This window comes from Pseudomonas sp. AMR01 (genome assembly GCF_041946035.1).
Lineage (GTDB): Bacteria > Pseudomonadota > Gammaproteobacteria > Pseudomonadales > Pseudomonadaceae > Aquipseudomonas > Aquipseudomonas antarctica_B.
Map to the genome: position 1 here is coordinate 143,626 of NZ_JAUTYR010000001.1, position 16,332 is coordinate 159,957.

The 16,332-nt window shown below is 56.4% G+C and carries 16 protein-coding genes; 4 read left to right on the forward strand and 12 right to left on the reverse strand.

Annotation, left to right across the window (positions count from 1 at the left end; translation table 11 throughout):
- Positions 1–33: 33 nt before the first annotated feature.
- The 12 genes from Q7C20_RS00610 to Q7C20_RS00665 form a co-directional block, all read right to left on the reverse strand.
- Positions 34–1,029: a hypothetical protein gene (locus Q7C20_RS00610; protein WP_375064425.1), complete on the reverse strand. Its 996-nt coding sequence runs from the start codon at positions 1,027–1,029 to the stop codon at positions 34–36.
- Between the two features lie 4 nt (positions 1,030–1,033).
- Entirely contained in the window at positions 1,034–2,599 is a 1,566-nt protein-coding gene (locus Q7C20_RS00615) for an acyl-CoA ligase (AMP-forming), exosortase A system-associated (protein WP_375064427.1), read from the reverse strand.
- Between the two features lie 10 nt (positions 2,600–2,609).
- Complete coding sequence (locus Q7C20_RS00620; protein WP_375064429.1) at positions 2,610–3,773, reverse strand: PLP-dependent decarboxylase; 1,164 nt, start codon at positions 3,771–3,773, stop codon at positions 2,610–2,612.
- 7 nt (positions 3,774–3,780) lie between these two features.
- On the reverse strand, positions 3,781–4,758 hold the full coding sequence (locus Q7C20_RS00625) for a hypothetical protein (RefSeq protein ID WP_375064431.1): 978 nt from the start codon (positions 4,756–4,758) through the stop codon (positions 3,781–3,783).
- A gap of 13 nt (positions 4,759–4,771) precedes the next feature.
- Complete coding sequence (locus tag Q7C20_RS00630) at positions 4,772–5,761, reverse strand: ferritin-like domain-containing protein (protein WP_348055139.1); 990 nt, start codon at positions 5,759–5,761, stop codon at positions 4,772–4,774.
- 2 nt (positions 5,762–5,763) lie between these two features.
- On the reverse strand, positions 5,764–6,336 hold the full coding sequence (locus Q7C20_RS00635) for a hypothetical protein (RefSeq protein WP_348055141.1): 573 nt from the start codon (positions 6,334–6,336) through the stop codon (positions 5,764–5,766).
- Positions 6,333–7,091: a hypothetical protein gene (locus Q7C20_RS00640; protein ID WP_375064434.1), complete on the reverse strand. Its 759-nt coding sequence runs from the start codon at positions 7,089–7,091 to the stop codon at positions 6,333–6,335. Before Q7C20_RS00640 ends, Q7C20_RS00635 begins: the two co-directional genes overlap by 4 nt.
- A 139-nt stretch (positions 7,092–7,230) precedes the next feature.
- Positions 7,231–7,485, reverse strand: coding sequence for an acyl carrier protein (locus Q7C20_RS00645; protein WP_348055145.1), 255 nt, complete (start codon positions 7,483–7,485; stop codon positions 7,231–7,233).
- A 26-nt stretch (positions 7,486–7,511) separates the two neighbouring features.
- The gene (locus Q7C20_RS00650) at positions 7,512–8,606 is read right to left on the reverse strand and encodes a hypothetical protein (RefSeq protein ID WP_375064436.1); all 1,095 of its coding nucleotides are present in this window, start codon (positions 8,604–8,606) and stop codon (positions 7,512–7,514) included.
- Between the two features lie 34 nt (positions 8,607–8,640).
- Entirely contained in the window at positions 8,641–10,401 is a 1,761-nt protein-coding gene (locus Q7C20_RS00655) for an AMP-binding protein (RefSeq protein ID WP_375064841.1), read from the reverse strand.
- Positions 10,402–11,077: 676 nt separating this feature from the next.
- Complete coding sequence (locus Q7C20_RS00660) at positions 11,078–11,659, reverse strand: DedA family protein (RefSeq protein ID WP_375064438.1); 582 nt, start codon at positions 11,657–11,659, stop codon at positions 11,078–11,080.
- 179 nt (positions 11,660–11,838) lie between these two features.
- The gene (locus Q7C20_RS00665; RefSeq protein ID WP_375064440.1) at positions 11,839–11,970 is read right to left on the reverse strand and encodes a hypothetical protein; all 132 of its coding nucleotides are present in this window, start codon (positions 11,968–11,970) and stop codon (positions 11,839–11,841) included.
- A 324-nt stretch (positions 11,971–12,294) separates the two neighbouring features.
- Between Q7C20_RS00665 and Q7C20_RS00670 the strand changes: the two genes are divergently transcribed.
- The 4 genes from Q7C20_RS00670 (at position 12,295) to Q7C20_RS00685 (ending at position 16,133) form a co-directional block, all read left to right on the forward strand.
- Positions 12,295–12,849 carry a hypothetical protein gene (locus Q7C20_RS00670; RefSeq protein ID WP_375064441.1) on the forward strand — a complete coding sequence of 185 codons (555 nt, stop codon included), beginning with the start codon at positions 12,295–12,297 and terminating at the stop codon, positions 12,847–12,849.
- A 312-nt stretch (positions 12,850–13,161) separates the two neighbouring features.
- Positions 13,162–13,764 carry a TetR/AcrR family transcriptional regulator gene (locus tag Q7C20_RS00675; protein WP_375064443.1) on the forward strand — a complete coding sequence of 201 codons (603 nt, stop codon included), beginning with the start codon at positions 13,162–13,164 and terminating at the stop codon, positions 13,762–13,764.
- Positions 13,765–13,887: 123 nt separating this feature from the next.
- Positions 13,888–15,096 carry a multidrug effflux MFS transporter gene (locus Q7C20_RS00680; RefSeq protein ID WP_375064445.1) on the forward strand — a complete coding sequence of 403 codons (1,209 nt, stop codon included), beginning with the start codon at positions 13,888–13,890 and terminating at the stop codon, positions 15,094–15,096.
- 179 nt (positions 15,097–15,275) lie between these two features.
- The gene (locus tag Q7C20_RS00685) at positions 15,276–16,133 is read left to right on the forward strand and encodes a glucose 1-dehydrogenase (RefSeq protein WP_375064447.1); all 858 of its coding nucleotides are present in this window, start codon (positions 15,276–15,278) and stop codon (positions 16,131–16,133) included.
- The last annotated feature ends 199 nt before the right edge of the window (positions 16,134–16,332 follow it).

Genomic DNA, 16,332 nt, shown 5'->3' on the forward strand with positions numbered 1-16,332 from the left:
GGTTCCTGATCATTAGGCGGTGTGCGTGTTGGTTCAGGCCGCAGCCGTTATCTCGGCCACAATGGCGCCGGCGGTCCCACATAAACCCGCATCCCACAGCAAGGCGGTAGCCGTTGTTCCGCGAGGCAAGCTCGCCCGCAGGCGCAGCAGCGACAGCAAGGGTGAAGCGCTTGACTGATGGCCACGGGCGCCAAGTTCGAAATGTCGCTCGTGGGCAATACCCAGTTCGCGACTGACGCCCAGGGTGAAGTGGTCGCTGAAGCCTGCGGGCAACACCCAGTCGATATCGCTGGCACTCAGTGCGCAACGCTCAAGCGCTGTTTGCGCGACGCTCACCGCCATCGGGTGCAGCAGCTCCGCCAGGGCGGCGGGTTCGAGTGCCCATGGGTTATCGATGGCCGCGCCATAGTGCATCGCACAGGCGCGTATCGAGCCCCAGCCTGAAGCAGGCAGATCATCGCCACCGAGCAAAATGGCGGCGGCGCCGTCGCCGTACACCACCAGATCGCCCCAGCCGCGAAAGAACGGATAAAGCCACTTGTCCGACGCCACCAGCAGTACCTTGCCGCCCATGCTCACCAGCGCTTCGATCATGCTCAGTGCGTTGAACACACCGGCCGTTCCGGATTGGCCGATGGCGAACGGCAGCGCGTCAGGCAAACCCAGGGCATGCTGGATACGCCCTGCGACGGACTCATTGATGCGTTGGTTGAGCGCGGTATTGGTCACTACAATGTGGGTGATCGTTGCCAGGGTTTCTGCCGGGATTTGTTCGCGTAGCAGCTCGACGGCTTCCAGCGCCAAGTCGGCGCCGCTTTGCAACGGTGGTGCTACCGGCAGCGCGATGCTCGCCGTGGGCAGCAGCCGAAGCGCTTCTTCGGCGTCAAGCCTGCCACGGCCGCGCGGCATGGAGAATGCGGCCGACTTGTACAGAAGATGGCCGTAGCCGATGTTTTTTTCCTGCGCCTGTACCGCCTGAAAGGGCACAGCGTCAGGAACGTGGGAGGCGATACCGCATATTCGAAGCATGAGGTTATTCCGTGACGGTAAGTGGCGTTGAGAAAAACTCGAAAAACTGATGCTTCAACTGCTTTCGGTCGATCTTGCCGTTCGGATTACGCGGCAAGGGCGAGTCATGAATGGATACGTGTAGCGGCACCATGTAAGTTGGCAGTTTTTCCCTGCACAGCGTGATCAGTGCGTTAGCGTTGGCAGGCGCCTGCGGGTGGCTAAACACGCTGATGATGATCGCTTCGCCCTGTTGCGGATGCGGCACGCCAAACGCAACGGCCTCCGTGACGTCGTGCGCGGCAAACAGGATTTCTTCGACTTCGGTGGGGCTGACGCGATAGCCGGAGGTTTTGATCATGTCGTCGCTGCGCGCCACGAAATACAGATAATCGTCGTGGTCGCGGTAGACGATATCGCCCGACCAGACCGCCGTTTCATCGCGCGAAAGCTGCAAGCCAGGGCGTGGACAGGCACGAAAGCGCTGTGCGGTCAGCTGCGGGTCATTCCAGTACCCGAGGGTCACGAACGCGCCGCGATGCACCAATTCGCCGTGCTCGCCGACGGCACATTCGCTGCCGTCCTGGCGCATCACGCGGATATCGGCGTTGGGCACCGCCTTGCCGATGGAGTCGGGGCGCGTGAGGGCCGCGTCCGGTGCCAGATACGTCGAGCGGAACGCCTCGGTCAAGCCGTACATCAGGTAGGGCAGGGCATCAGGAAATGCGCCTCTGAGCTTTTCCAGCAAAGGGCTCGGCATATGCCCGCCGGTGTTGGCAAAACATCGAATGCGTGCGCCGGTCTGCTGCGGCCATGGCACCGACGCCAGTTGCATCCACAGCGGCGGCACGCCGGTAATCGCGGTGACGCCATGAGCTTCGCAGAACGTCGGGACTTCGCCCGCTTGCAAAAAGTCCAGCGGGGCGTAGCACGCTCCGCTTGCCAGCGCCGTGGTCAACTGGCTGAGCCCCGCATCGAAGCTCAACGGCAAGATGCCCAGGATGACGTCATCACAGCGCAAGCCCAGGTAGTGCGCGACGCTCTGGGCGCCGGCCACCAGATTGCGCTGCGATAACACCACGCCTTTGGGCCGTCCCGTTGAGCCGGAGGTGTAGAGGATTGCGCCAGGATCACTGTCTGTGACGGCGTTGCACAGCCCCGTGTTTGCCTGCGTATTCAGGTCGGCGAGGGGCATTTTTTCCAGTGACCAGGTCGCCAGTTCGATGTCCGTCAGCGCGGCCTCGATACGCCTGAGGCGTGGGCCGGTACTGGCGAGCAGGCGAGCGCCGCAGTCAAGCAGGATATGGCGTACCTGTTGCGCCTTGAGCTGGGGATTGATCGGCACCAGGATCGCGCCCAGGGCATTGATCGCCAGCAACATCACCACAGTCTCATACTGCTTGGCGCTATATACCGCGATGCGTTCACCCGCTTTCACACCGCTGTCGCCCAGCCTTTGGGCCGTCAGCCGCACGTCTTGCAGCAGTTGAGCGTACGTCGCCGTCTTCGCGCCCTGGGCAAACGCACGGCGGTCGCCATGGTGTTCGGCGCTGTCTTGCAAGAGGTCGTACACACTGATGTGGGCGGTCATGGTGGCGTCCCTAGGATTCGTGGATATAGGTGTGCGCCGAGCCCTGCGATAGAAAACCGCTGACGCTGTACGTCTGGTTGTAGGCGCCGCAATTGTCGAAGATCACCAGGTCGCCCACGTTCGGTGGGGCCGACACCCCATCGCTCCAACCGATCACGTCGGCGCGGCTGCACGTGCTGCCCACGAACTGGATCGGCAACTGCGCCGAGTCAACCGGCGGCGGTTGACGGCGCAGCACGCGCGGCGTGGCGTATTTCTTCAACATGGATTCAGTTTTGGCCAGCAGGAAGTTGTGGCTCAACCCGCCGTCGCAGACCGCCACGTAGCGTTCACCCAGCGCTTTTACCGAACGAACACGGGTAACGAAGGTGCCTGCGCCAGCGAAGATGCCGCGCCCGGATTCGTGCACGACCTTAAACAAGCGTTGCAACGGTGCGATGCGTTGGCGATAAGCCTCAAACTTGTGGGGCTGGCTGGCGTAGTGGTCGGCGAAACCGCCACCGACGTTAAGAAACTCAATCGGCATGCCGGTGAGCCGAGCTATGTGCAGCGCGAAGGCGGCGAGCGCATGGGCAAGGTCGGCGGCACCCGTGTCATCGCTGTGAAAACTGTTGGAGCCGGCAAACGTATGCAGGCCAATGACCGGCACGTTTGCCTGAGACAATGCACCGGCTGTCAGCAGGGCGTCGTGTTGACTCATGCCGAAATGGTCCGCCGGGTGTTTGCCTGAGGCGACCAGCAGGCCCGCATTCAAGCGCAATACCGTGTTCGGCGCAGGGTGTGTGCCGATCACCTTAATCAGTCGCTGTGCCTGCTCCAGGCTGTCGATAATGAAGGTGCAGCGCGAGGCCAGGGCGGCGCGCATGAACACCTCATCCATTGACGGGTTATTCACGTATTTGGGCGCGTTGATGCGACCCGCGACAATATCGAGTTCGCCGATGCTGGCCAGCTCAATACCGTCGGTGAATGCGTGGCCGCAACGGATCAACAGGTCCAGATTGGGATTGGCCTTGAGCGAAACAATCAAAGGTGTACCCAGACGCGCGCGCAAATCGGCGAAACGCGCCAGTACCACTGTCGGGTCCAGTACATAGCAGGGCGTTTTCAGATCCAGCAGCCGTAGGTCGCTCGTTGATTCGTCGCACCGAACAGGCATGGAGACGTCGGTCATTGTCATTTCAGTTCACCGGATGAAGGGTCAATGCCGAAAAAGAACCGTTGTCCGATTCCGTAATATTCATCAGGTGCGCTCCCTCATCGACCTTGCTCAAGCCGATATCGGCGAGGTTGATCGCAAGGTCCGAGCCGAAGGAATGGCCTTTGAGCAGAATGTTGTCGGAGTAAAGCGCGGTGAGTGGAATTGCCATCGCATTACAGAAGGCATTCCAGCCGGAATAGTTGGAGTTGTAGGGCAAAATGCAGGAAAAATCGCGGAGTGCCATGCCGCATTGGGCCACCGCTTCTTGCATGACTTTGCGGGTGTAGTGCCACTCCAAATTGAACATTTGCTTTTTCACATTGTTGTTGGTCACGGAGCCCAAATACCAGCTGCCATAGTTGCGCACCACCGTTGCACCGACCCGGTTGCGCAGGCTGTTACGAACGACCAGCAAGCAAGCCGCGCCATCACTCAATATGCTCGCCTGCAGCACGCGGTAACGTTCGATAAACACCCGGTCGGAAGTGACAATCAACACCGAGTTCAATTGGGTATGCACCTTCATCAAGGCATTGGCCATCTGAATGGCTACGCTGATCGACGAGCAATTGAGCTGTGCTATTGAGCCGGCCCAGATCGGCTTTATGCCGAAGGCCGTCGCCACTTCCATCGGCAGACTGCGTGGCGCCGGCGGGACGCTATACAGCCCGGTATGCACATGGATCAACGCGCCGATGTCGCCTGCCTTGAAGCCTTGCTCATCTTGCAGGCGAGCGACGGCACGTTTAGCCAGCTCGACCTCGTCTATGTCCGGTGCAACATGGAAATAACGGCAACCCGCTTTGCGGATCACCTCAATCCGTTCGGCTGGCAACCTGTGCTGCGGCCCCCAGTCATTGATATCCTGACGCTCGCCGGGCAATTCGTACGCGGCGGCTTCAATGCCGATCGTGTAGGGGAGGGGACGGGTTTTCGCAGCGGTAGTTGGGGACGTCATGGCTGTATTCCTGTCAGACCGGCATAGGCATTGCGGCGTAGTCCAGCACTTTGAGCTTCTCGAAAGCATCGCTCACACGGGGCGTCAGCAAACCCATTTCTCGGATGGTTGGCACCAGCCGTCGAAAAATGGAACGGCGCATGGAGTTAGCGACTTCCGAGTTCCTGACCAGGTGGCCGCACTCTTTTTTGGACAAGCCCATCGGTTCCCAGATGTCGTCGGCGCACAGGTGCTCGTACAAGGTGTAGGCGCCTTCAATCACAAACTCTTCGCGTTCCTTGCGTTCAGTAGCGGTCATGTCCTTGTAAACTCGGCCCAGCGTGATGCGGCCAATGGCAAAATGGCGGGCTTCATCGCGCTGGATACGGGTCATCAAGTCCTTGATAAAAGGGTCTTTGGTGTAGGCGACCATGCTTTGAAACAGTGACAGCGCAATGCCCTCGACGAGCACTTGCATACCGAGGTTGGTCATGTCGAGCTTGCTGCTGGTAATGGTGTCTTCGAGCAGGCCTTTGAGCGCCTTGCTCATGGGGTAGCTGATCGGCAGCTTGCTGTTCACCAAGCGGCCAAATGCTTCGATATGCCGGGCTTCATCGATGATTTGTCCGGCGGCGCACAGGCGGGCCGAAAGGCTTTCTTCTGCCACCGCCAGTTTCGCCGCGCAAATCAGCGCTGCCTGTTCACCGTGGAGTACCTGCGAGAGCGTCCAGCCTTGTGAGTGATGGCGAATTTCGGCACGGTTTTTTTCATTCATTTTGTTCCAGATATCAGTGCCGTAGATCAGCAGCGTTCCGTCTGGCATACCCAGTGGATTGTCTGGATTGAGCTCGTAACTCCAGTCGATGTCGGTATTGACATCCCACTGGTTGGCCTTGGTTTTCTGATACAGCGCATTCAAGTTGTCATCGCTGAAATCGTAGGTCTGCGACATGTAAGCGTCGACCGAGAAATTCCACTTGATCGGCTGGCTGTCATCCAATATCTGTGCGTGCTCTGTGTGCATGGTCACCCCTGTACTTGCATGAATATCGGTTGAGATGTTGTGAACTGCTCACGAACAGGTGATGGCGGCACCCGAACCGCCAAGTAGTCAAGGTCGGGCAAGAACCAGTCGCTGATGGTTGACGTTTGTGGGGTATTCCAGCCGGCGAACTGCAAGCAGTTATCACCGCCGTCCCACAGGTCGCGCCGAATATTCTCGGCGCTAACCCAGATCACCGGCGTCTGTAGCTGGCGTGCCCAAAACAAGGCTTCGCTCCATAAATGGGCGCCCAGCGTCACGCGTGGATCGAGCAGGTTAGTTGGCAACGCAAGGTCGATGGAGGGCATCCGAACTTGCATCAGGAGCAGCGTGTGTTCACCACTGTTATCCCAGACATGCTGGGCCAGCGTGGAGAGCAGGGCGTAGTACTGCTGGTTGTTAACAAGGACAGGCGTGGTGTTGTCGTGGGCATAAGCACTTCTGCGTGCATAGTCCTGGGTTTCGAACAGTGGCAAATTGCGAGCCGAACAAGGGATAGCAAGGTTACGATCAGGATTGCGCTGCAGTAGCAGCGAGCAGGTCTGCGCGCTACTCATGATTCACCTTCCAATGCATAGTGCATATCGGGTGCGAGACTTATCTGAGCAATCGAAAAATAGCCATTCATCGCCAGCGACGACACGATGCAGTCGCTGCCGGTGTTTACGGAACCCTCGCCCAGCTCTGCCAACAGCGAAAGCCACGGGTCGCTGCCGAATGAGTGCCCGAATCGTGGGTAATGATCAGCGTGCACGGACGTGGTATCGAAGCACTTGAATAGCGCGCGGCGGGACATCTCTGGAAAGAAAGGCACCGCGATGCCTAAACCAGGCCGACCTTCGGTAAAGCTGCGCAGGCTTCGCCCCAATTGCAGCAGCGCATTAGCCTGGCTTGAGGTGCCGATGACCAACATGTTTTTGGCATCTGGAATCACGTCAATAACTAACGTGCATATGCCAAAACCGGAATTACCCCAGCGATTGTTGCCTAACCAGTAAGTGAAGTTGTGAATATCCGTATCGACAATCTGCAGTAACAACCTGCGACGGCCTTTGAACTGCGCCTTCCCCTGGATGTACCGCAGGATGAAGCCCCAGCCAGTGCATTCATAGGCGTTGGTAATCCAGTCTGGTAGGCGACCGTAGCGGCTGGCTATCGCTTGCTGGAAATATGCCGCGTGTGGCGAACCGTCGGCCAAAAACTGTGACAGCACCGTGGAACTCACCACGTAATCGTCGATAGGGCCTGCATCGCTTGCATAAAGGCAGGCCTCATCGCCGACTCGTTGCCCCAACGCCAACGCTGCATCCACCGTGTTCACCTGGGACGACACAAAAGGTGTTTCTGTGCGCCGGTACGCTACCGTATGTACCCTGAAAGCCGGTAAGGCGCAAAGCGATGGCGGTGAGGCAAGGGACATGTTGAGTCTCTGGTATGAGGTTGGCTGGCGATCAAGCTTCTTGTTGTTGCTGGTGCAACTGCGTATCGATTTGCTCCAGGGTGGTGTACTGCGTGATATTGAGTTGCTCAGGGTCAATGGATCCGTAGAGCTGTTCGCAGTAAACGATCAGTTCAACCACGTTGAGCGAATCGATGCCGAGTTCGCCCAGGCCGACATGTGTATCGACGGTTTCGATGTTGAGGATCTTGGCGGCTTCCTTCTTCAAGAGTTCCAGAGTGTTGAGGGTTTCAGTCTTAGTGGTCACAGGTGCTTCTCCTTGATTGAGAGGGGTTAGAGTGCTTCGGAAACAGGCTTGGCCACGCGGCGCATGCTGGCGCGCAATTCGTGATAACAGCGGTAAGAGCTGCCTTCCATTTTGGTGAACGCCAGCAGATCACGCTGGTCGAGAAAACTCGTCACGGCGTTGCGGCTGACCAGATGCAAAAGCAGTTCATTGCAGGCGAATTTGAGGGCGAGCACGCGATGTACGTCTTCGCTCTCGTAGCGCTCTGATTGTGTCTTGGTGCGGGCGGCGGCGGCGATGAACTCGCATGATGCGCGTTCTTCCCGGGTCAGTTCGATGCGTCCCTGACTCGCCAGCCATTGCACATGAGCCATCAGCGCGCGCACCAGGAAAGGCCGTACGGTCGTGAGGTATTTGTTGAGCACGGCAGGGCCGCCCACTTTCAGGCGGTCATCCTGGGAAACCTGCACCGTGCCCCTGACGTTCGCCAACTGCACGACATCGCCAAGGAAGGGCGCGCCGCAGAGGGTTGGCTTGAGTTTCTTGTACTGATCGGGCCACACCAGGAAGGCCGAAGGAAAAAACGAGCCGGGGGTGCGGGCGGCCACGATTGCCATGCCGTCAAGGTGGGCATACATGCCCCATACTTTGTCGATATGCAGCTTGAAACCATCACCTTCCGGCTCGGCGATCGTGCGCCAGCTATTGAGGGTAGGGCCCCCGGCATCACTCATCAGGAAGCGCAGGGCGCTGCCGCCATCGATACTGGCGCGTGCCCTGTCGTACTGATCCGGTGTCAGGAACAGCGAAAACAAATGGGCGAAGTTCTGCATGAAAGATCGGTAGTGCAACGCCAGACCGTCGTGCTGGATACGCTTCAGAACATGTTCCAACTCATGAGTGGGCTGCGTGAGTGCCACCGAGGGCCTGTTCAAGGGTTCGGCAGGCGCATCGTTATTCAGCGTCTGTGCAATCAACATATCTGAATCCATAAGACGCACCGTGGCGCGCGAAATAATCTGGATCAGCTGTTGAGGAAGTTCGCCATATATCGACAATCGGTGCAGAACCGGCTCTGCGCAAAGTTGCAACAATGAAGGGGTTGGCTGACTCGTATCAATGCCTTGCGTCAATAGTTGCATAATGAGTGATCCAGAATTTTAAAGTTACATGGCGTCAGAGGTGTGCAGTCACTGGTTCTATTTTACTGTCGACAATAAGCGGTGCTGTATCAATGGTGTCTTTGTTGTTCAACGCTGTTTGGATATAGACGTTACGACACTCCAGGCGTTTAAGTTTGCCACTGGTGGTGCGTGGCAAACTTCCGGCTGGCACGAAAGTGATGACATGGGCGCCAAATCCGAATATATCGCGCAACTGGGCTTGAAGTTGGCTGTGCAGATCGGTTTGAGACTGTTTCTTTTCAAGTTCGATTAGAATCACCAGGTTTTCGGTACCCTGGGTTTCGTCATATACGCCGAAGGCAGCTATCGCGTTGCCACCGCTGGCGAGTAATGGGTGTGATGACGCGACATCTTCGAACTCATGCGGGAAATAATTGCTGCCACGGATGATGATGAGTTCTTTCTGACGGCCGAGGACAAACAAGTGTTCATCCACCTGATAGCCTATATCACCGGTGGCCAGCCAGTCGTTGCTCTTGTACTGCTCGGTCTTGCCTTTGACGGGAAGATAACCGGACATGATCGAAGAACCGCGTATGAAAATTTCGCCAACTTCGCGGTCATTTAAATCGGTACCGTCCGGGGCCCTCACGCAGACCTGCATACCGACAATCGGGCGCCCCATAGACAGCACGGTTTCGACTTTCTGACTGTCATCGTCGGCGCGGCGTGCCTTCCAATCCTCGATCAGCGTACGTGAGTCAATACGGTCAGGAATAACGTAGCCAAGTATCTGGGCGTCATAATCAAAGGTAGTGTCATGCATTGTTACCGCGAGCGTCGATTCCGCCATGCCATAACAAGGTTGCAGTGCAGAGCGTGAAAGACCGTGCGGCGCGAACGTCTGAGCAAAGTCTCTCAGGCAGACTTCATCCACCCGTTCAGCGCCGATAAAGATATTACGCAACTTGCTGAGGTCGATATCCTTCATCGACGCTTCGCGGTATCGGCGGATGCAATATTGCAGGGCGAAGGTCGGAGCCGCAGTAGTGGTTGCTCCAAAATGGGCCATGCGCTTGAGCCAGCCAAGCGGGTTACGAATAAAACTCGCTGGTTGCATCAACAGCAGGGGCGCCTTGCAATAGATGTTCGACAGTAACGTCACCATCCCCATGTCGTGGTACAGCGGCAACCATGACGCAGAGGCGTCGCCACGCTCAGCACTGTAGCCAACAACTCCGCCAATTCCGCATACGTTGGCGATGACATTGCGATGGCTCAATATGGCTGCCTTGGGCAGGCCGGTCGAACCCGAGGTCAGTTGCACATGATGGCCGCTGTCTGGGTCGCAACGTTCAACGCGGATCGGAAACCCTGCGCTGGCAGCGACGCTCAGCTCTGCGGTCGAGACCACACGCACTGGCATGTGAGCAAGCAAATTCTGCAGTCTGGGTAGGTTGTTGGCGGAAGCGATCAACATGCGCGGCGCGAACATCTGGCAAGCCACGTAAATCTGGTTTTGCGGAGAGTCTGCTGTCATTCTCCCAGGCACTGCGACGGTGCAGGGCAGGGCGCCGATCAAAATGCATCCTGTCAGTAGCACCAATTGATCAATGGATGCCGGCAGAGCCAGAAGTACTAGATCCTTGCGTGCCACCCCAAACTCGAGCAACGCAGAAGAAACAGCTAACGCTTGTTGCGCCAACTCTTCATAGGAAATGCTTTTTTCTTCGCCGCTCTCTTCTATAACAGTGATCCGTTGCGGTGCGCTGTGCTGTGGATTATCCAGAGCAGACAAAATAGCATCGATCATTGTTTCCAAGTTCCGATCTCCAGCAAGTCGATTAACTAGCATGTTAATTATTTCAAATTGATGGCAGCGCTTGAATAAAAAACAAACCTCAATCACTCCTGTTTGAAGAATGCTAGGGCACTAGACAGGATGTGTAAACAGAACACACGGGACATTAATAATTTTTCATGTTCGGATAGTTGCTATGTTTTGTCATAATTTTATGATTGGACCTTAAGGCTGCCATTGCGGCATCGAACGCTATTAGTTAACTCGTTGACTTGGGTGCGATCTCTAAGCTACACAGTTTTGTGCAACTCAAAAAGACGCGAATACATCAAAATTTTTAAACAAAACCTGTTCACTGTTTAATGATTAGATCGTTTGCCGATCTGGCGAAGCTCTTGGGACTTCATAGAGGGGACTGAGGTGTCGCACCAACGGAGATCGAATTGTAAATTCAGGTCCTGGCTGCCGTACCCATTACTGGTCTCGAACCGGTGTTGGTAAAGGTGGGGCTGGTGCTTGAGTAGCTGGTCGGCATGCGAGTGATTGGCACTGCATTATGAACTGGGTATCGCGTTTGGATTACCCATGGTGTCGCTCGCAAGCGTTAGTGAACGCTGCTCCTGACATAGGCACGCTTGAAGAGGTGATCGAGTACCTTACAGCCAACGATCAGTATTCCCGGCCAGTATCAGCGCTGTGATGTCTTGGTTCGGCTTCGCAGATACCGCACCAGTGCCGCAAAGGTGACCACTGCAATCATCGTGAGGAAAATCGGAAGTCGATAGGGTTTCAAGTCGCCAAATACACGCTGCAAGGTTTCGCCAGCCCAGTAGCCAGCGATGACGAACAGGGAGGCCCAGATCAGTGCACTTAACACATTGATCAGGGCGAAACGCCAGGGCGCGAGACCACTTGTACCTATGACCATGGGCCCCACCAGACGCATTCCATACAGAAAGCGCACGGCGAATACCGAGGTAGTGGGGTAGCGATGAATCAGCCCCTTGACCCGTTCAATTGCAGGCTGGTGACGCTTTAGCTTGGGCAACAGGCGCTCCCCGTAATAACGTCCGGTCCAGAATAGCAACTGATCGCCGAGTACACCGCCCAGGGTGGCCCAGCCGATCACGTGCAACAATTGGAGGGTGCCTTGGTGCGCAGCCATACCGCTGAGGATCAGAACGGTTTCACCTTCCAGCAGGCAGCCCAGGAAGATTACCCAGTAGCCGTAACCGGCAATCAGCGCGTTGAGGTCGGCATGTTCAAACATTGGCATTCCTAAGTTGGGGCAAAACGCGGCAGAGCTCCTTAAACATCACGTACCCAGCGTTTGATGCCTGGGCTTGAGCGTACCTGATGCGATGTTCCTACTCGTTCGGCTTCTGGTTGGCATTTTTACGCCGATTGTTTATGGCTCCTGCTTGGGTCGTGCTGCGGGCATCAATTAGTTCACTGCGAAAATATCCATACGCCCGGTAGGAGTTTCTGTGCTTCGCTACCAACAGCAGGAACATCGGCGATCAATTGCACCATGCCAGCAAGAAAGAAAAGGTATTTATCATCTTCTGATTGAGATTTCACCAAACTTTTCCTAGTAGCAGTTGGTGTTGGTCGTTCGGCCATAGGTCGTGGACATGCAGTGATGAACAGCTGGCCTAATAGCTTCTTTGAGCAGCGATGATTTTCATGACCCGTTTCATGTTGTAGGCGAGCACATCGGATAAGACGTAATTCACAATTTAACATAATATACATTATGCGAACCGCCCTATACGGAGCTGGAGGGCTCTGGCGGTCAGATTTGAAGCCTGACGGCGCCTCCTGCTTTCAGCTTGGCGATCCTGATCACTGCGAGCTTGAATGCCGCCCGAACAACGCTGCCTCACCAATTGACGGAGAAATTGCATGTGGCTTTGTACAGAATGGAAAATCGACTGGGACGCTGTAGCTGCTGTCGCAACGGCTGCTGCTGCAATCATCGCACTTATTATCTGGAGCTTTGACAAGGCTCAAAGAAAACGTGAACGGGCCGCAAGCGCGAAGCTCCTAGCTCAGATCATGACAACACCGGTTGGAGCTACCCAGATAGAAATCGCAAAATTCAGATGCTATGTGGTGCCTTCTGATAGCGACCAAACATACTTACTGGACCTGCTAAATGATGAAAACGCCCGAAAAGATTTGGCTGCTCAAGCGTCGAAAATCACCATCGATCTACCATCTCAATTCCTAGATAAAGCTGACATCTTCAGCGAGACAGTCAACAACAGGCTTGCGAATGCATTCTCACAAGTGAACCGTCTAAAAAAAATGTCGAGCCTCCTAGCTGATCTACCAGACTCGGCGCGAGAAGAAGAAAATTCCCAGCACCTAATGGCGGTTCTCAACCAAATCAAAGAGGCGGAACAAGCCACTGCAGAAGCTTTCCAGGCTCTCTTAAAGGCCGGAAAATCCTCTTAAGGTTTAGGTGTGCCCTACTCTACTCTAATAGCTAAATAATATAACTATGCTAAATACTCATTTAGTTGAGTTATCACTCCTTCATCTTCCTTAAGAGCAAATCACCACCCTTCTCCTTATCCTCATAAGTTTGAACATCATGACCTGGTATTCGAAGCACTCATCCTCCCTGAAATGCCGACCTTTATGGTCGGCTTTTTCGTTACACACCTAAGAGTCCACTGCCTGAGCATCTCTGCCAATCCGCTGCATGACGCGCGTAAAATGAAACTCTAAGTAGACCGATCAACTATTTGGCACTACCATTTCTCCATGAATATTCCAAAGACCCGCGAAACATCCGACGTCCGCCAGGGAATACTCGATGTAGGCCAGCGCATCATGGCCGCCAAAGGGTATTCCGCCGTGGGCCTGAACGAGATCCTGGCCACTGCCGGTGTGCCTAAGGGCTCCTTCTATCACTACTTCGGCTCCAAAGACGCGTTTGGCGAAGCCATGCTCGAGAGCTATTTCGAGGCCTACCTCGGTGATATCGATCGCACGCTCGCTCAGCCAAACCTGACGATGGCGCAACGGCTACTGAGCTACTTTGACCTTTGGCAGGACACCCAGTCCTTTCATGATTGCCAGGGCAAGTGCCTGGCGGTGAAGTTGGGCGTGGAAGTTGCCGACCTTTCCGAAGCCATGCGTGCTGTACTCATGCGAGGTACAGCCGGAATTGCCGATCGCTTGGCGAACGCCATTGAGGTCGGTGTGGCTGAGGGTTCACTGACCATCACCGGTGACCCTCACGACGTCGCGCAGAGCCTCTATCAATTGTGGGTCGGTGCCAGCGTTATGGTGAAGATCAACAAGAGTGTCAAACCCTTCGACACTGCAAGGGCCATCACCCGCCAGATTCTTAACCTGCCTTGATTCATGACGTGAGCAGTGTGTCGCTCATCGCGGCGCTGCAGTGCGCTGCTCGCAAACGCCTCCTTGTACCTCATCGACCCACTCTCTAAGCTGGCCGATCTTTCGCCGTACCCCGGAATTCCCATGTCTCGAACTATCGCCCACCTCGCCTTGCTGCTGGGGTTGATCACCGCCATCGGCCCATTTGCCATCGACAGCTACCTGCCCGCCTTGCCAACGCTCGGCGCCAGCCTGCATGCCTCGCCGGCTGCGGTGCAGATGAGCCTCACGGTGTTTTTCATGATCATCGGCGTGTGCCAACTGTTCTACGGGCCGATCAGTGATGTCTACGGGCGCAAGCCGCCGATCTATGCCGGGCTGGTGATTTTCGCCGTGGCCAGCGTTGGCTGTGCGTTGGCACCGACCGTTGAAGTGCTGATTGGCTTTCGCGCCCTGCAAGCGTTTGGGGCGTGTGCCGGGATGGTGATTCCTCGGGCGATTGTTCGCGACCTGTACACCGGCCATGAAGCAGCGCGGTTGATGGCGCTGTTAATGCTGGTGATGAGCGTGTCACCGATCCTCGCGCCTTTGGCTGGCAGCGTGGTGATCTCGTTCTGGAGCTGGCGCGAAGTGTTTGCTGCCCTGGCGATTGTGTCGGTGCTGTGCCTGGTAATGACCGTCGTGCAGTTGCCGGAAACCCACCCGGCCGAACGCCGTACAGGCAAGACCCTGCGCTCGGCGATCCTCAGTTACGGCGCGCTGTTACGCGACCCGGTATTCATCGGTTTGGCGGTGGTCAGCGGCTTTGGGCTGGCGACGTTCTTTGTGTTCATTGGCAGCGCACCGTTCGTGTACATCGAGTATTTCGGCCTGACGCCGACGCAATTCAGCCTGTGCTTTGCCCTGAACGCCGCATCGTTCTTCACCATGAGCCAACTTACGGCGCGGCTGAGCGCGCGGTATGGCCTGGCGCGGGTGATTCTTCTGTCAGTGATCGCCGTTGCAGGCGTGATGGCGACTCTGGCGGCCACCACACTGTGGGGCAATCATCTGGCACTGATGATGACGCTGCTGTTTATCGGCTTTGGGTTTCTTGGCTTGCTGCTGCCTGCCGCCAGCGTGTTGTCTCTTGAGGACCACGGCGCCGTGGCAGGGTCGGCATCCGCCTTGTTGGGCGCGATCCAGATGATCACCGCCGCCGTGTCCATGACGCTGGTCGGTGTGTTCGCCGACCACACCCCCGCGCCCATGCTGATCGGGATCGCGCTGTGTGCCATCGCCGCAATGCTGGTCACGCTGTGGACGCTGCGCCGTCTGCCGGCGCATTTGGTGAGCGCCCCGCCCGCCTCCTGATTGCTGCCCAATGCTCTGCGGGTGAGCCTCCAGCACCCGCATGACGTGACGTCAAACACGCGGCTTTTGCACCGGTTTAAAGCCAACCATTCGTCGGGCCTGACCCGTATCCACTACAACTATCACCTGCGGCCTCATTACTAAACCCATAGCGCTTATCGAAACCTATGGAGATAGAAATGACTGACTACCCTCGCCCGCCCTTCACCCCACAAGCCCAATCCGTGCCCGGTTCGCAGAAGAAAATGGATCCTTATCCGGACTGCGGCGAGCAGAGTTACAAAGGCTCGGGGCGGTTGGAAGGCAAGATCGCTTTGATCACCGGGGCCGACAGCGGTATTGGCCGCGCAGTCGCCATAGCGTTTGCCCGTGAAGGCGCAGATGTGGCCATCGCGTATCTGGATGAGCATGAAGACGCGCAAGAAACCGCACGCTGGGTCGAGGAAGCGGGTCGCCAGTGTCTGCTGCTGCCTGGTGATATCGCGCAAAAATCCGTCTGCCAGGCGCTGGTGGACAAGACCGTTGAACAATTTGGCCGTATTGATGTGCTGGTCAATAACGCAGCGTTCCAGATGACCCACGAAACGCTTGAAGAGATTGAAGATGAGGAATGGGTCAAGACGTTTGATATCAACATCACGGCGATGTTTCGCCTCTGCAAGGCAGCCTTGCCGCACATGAAGGCGGGCAGTTCGATCATCAACACCAGTTCGGTCAATTCCGACATGCCCAAGCCGACGTTGCTGGCGTATGCGGCGACCAAAGGCGCGATTGCCAATTTCACTGGCGGGTTGGCGCAGTTGCTGGGGGATAAAGGGATTCGTGTGAACAGCGTCGCGCCGGGCCCGATCTGGACGCCGTTGATTGTGGCGACCATGACGGATGAGGATGTGAAGACTTTTGGCAGCGAGACGCCGCTGGGCCGGCCGGGGCAGCCGGTGGAGGTGGCGCCGATTTATGTGCTGTTGGCGTCGGATGAGGCGAGCTATATCTCTGGGTCGCGGTATGCGGTTACGGGGGGTAAGCCGATTCTTTGACGCTTTTGGGGACTGTAGGGAGATCCAACTGTGGGAGCGGGCTTGCTCGCGAATGCGGTGTATCAGTTGATCGATAATTCGACGGTCACACCGCCTTCGCGAGCAAGCCCGCTCCCACAGTTTTGACCGAGTACAACTTTCATAACCTCACCACTCTGCTTCTCTGTGGGCTGGCTTGCCTGCGATACAGACAACTCGC

Excerpts from the sequence above, each read along its gene's own strand:
- Q7C20_RS00685 (WP_375064447.1), top strand. The coding sequence starts at position 15,276 with ATGACTGACTACCCTCGCCCGCCCTTCACCCCACAAGCCCAATCCGTG.
- Q7C20_RS00660 (WP_375064438.1), bottom strand. The coding sequence starts at position 11,659 with ATGTTTGAACATGCCGACCTCAACGCGCTGATTGCCGGTTACGGCTAC.
- Q7C20_RS00655 (WP_375064841.1), bottom strand. The coding sequence starts at position 10,401 with ATGATCGATGCTATTTTGTCTGCTCTGGATAATCCACAGCACAGCGCA.
- Q7C20_RS00620 (WP_375064429.1), bottom strand. The coding sequence starts at position 3,773 with ATGACCGACGTCTCCATGCCTGTTCGGTGCGACGAATCAACGAGCGAC.
- Q7C20_RS00610 (WP_375064425.1), bottom strand. The coding sequence starts at position 1,029 with ATGCTTCGAATATGCGGTATCGCCTCCCACGTTCCTGACGCTGTGCCC.
- Q7C20_RS00615 (WP_375064427.1), bottom strand. The coding sequence starts at position 2,599 with ATGACCGCCCACATCAGTGTGTACGACCTCTTGCAAGACAGCGCCGAA.
- Q7C20_RS00675 (WP_375064443.1), top strand. The coding sequence starts at position 13,162 with ATGAATATTCCAAAGACCCGCGAAACATCCGACGTCCGCCAGGGAATA.
- Q7C20_RS00635 (WP_348055141.1), bottom strand. The coding sequence starts at position 6,336 with ATGAGTAGCGCGCAGACCTGCTCGCTGCTACTGCAGCGCAATCCTGAT.
- Q7C20_RS00650 (WP_375064436.1), bottom strand. The coding sequence starts at position 8,606 with ATGCAACTATTGACGCAAGGCATTGATACGAGTCAGCCAACCCCTTCA.
- Q7C20_RS00625 (WP_375064431.1), bottom strand. The coding sequence starts at position 4,758 with ATGACGTCCCCAACTACCGCTGCGAAAACCCGTCCCCTCCCCTACACG.
- Q7C20_RS00680 (WP_375064445.1), top strand. The coding sequence starts at position 13,888 with ATGTCTCGAACTATCGCCCACCTCGCCTTGCTGCTGGGGTTGATCACC.
- Q7C20_RS00670 (WP_375064441.1), top strand. The coding sequence starts at position 12,295 with ATGTGGCTTTGTACAGAATGGAAAATCGACTGGGACGCTGTAGCTGCT.
- Q7C20_RS00630 (WP_348055139.1), bottom strand. The coding sequence starts at position 5,761 with ATGCACACAGAGCACGCACAGATATTGGATGACAGCCAGCCGATCAAG.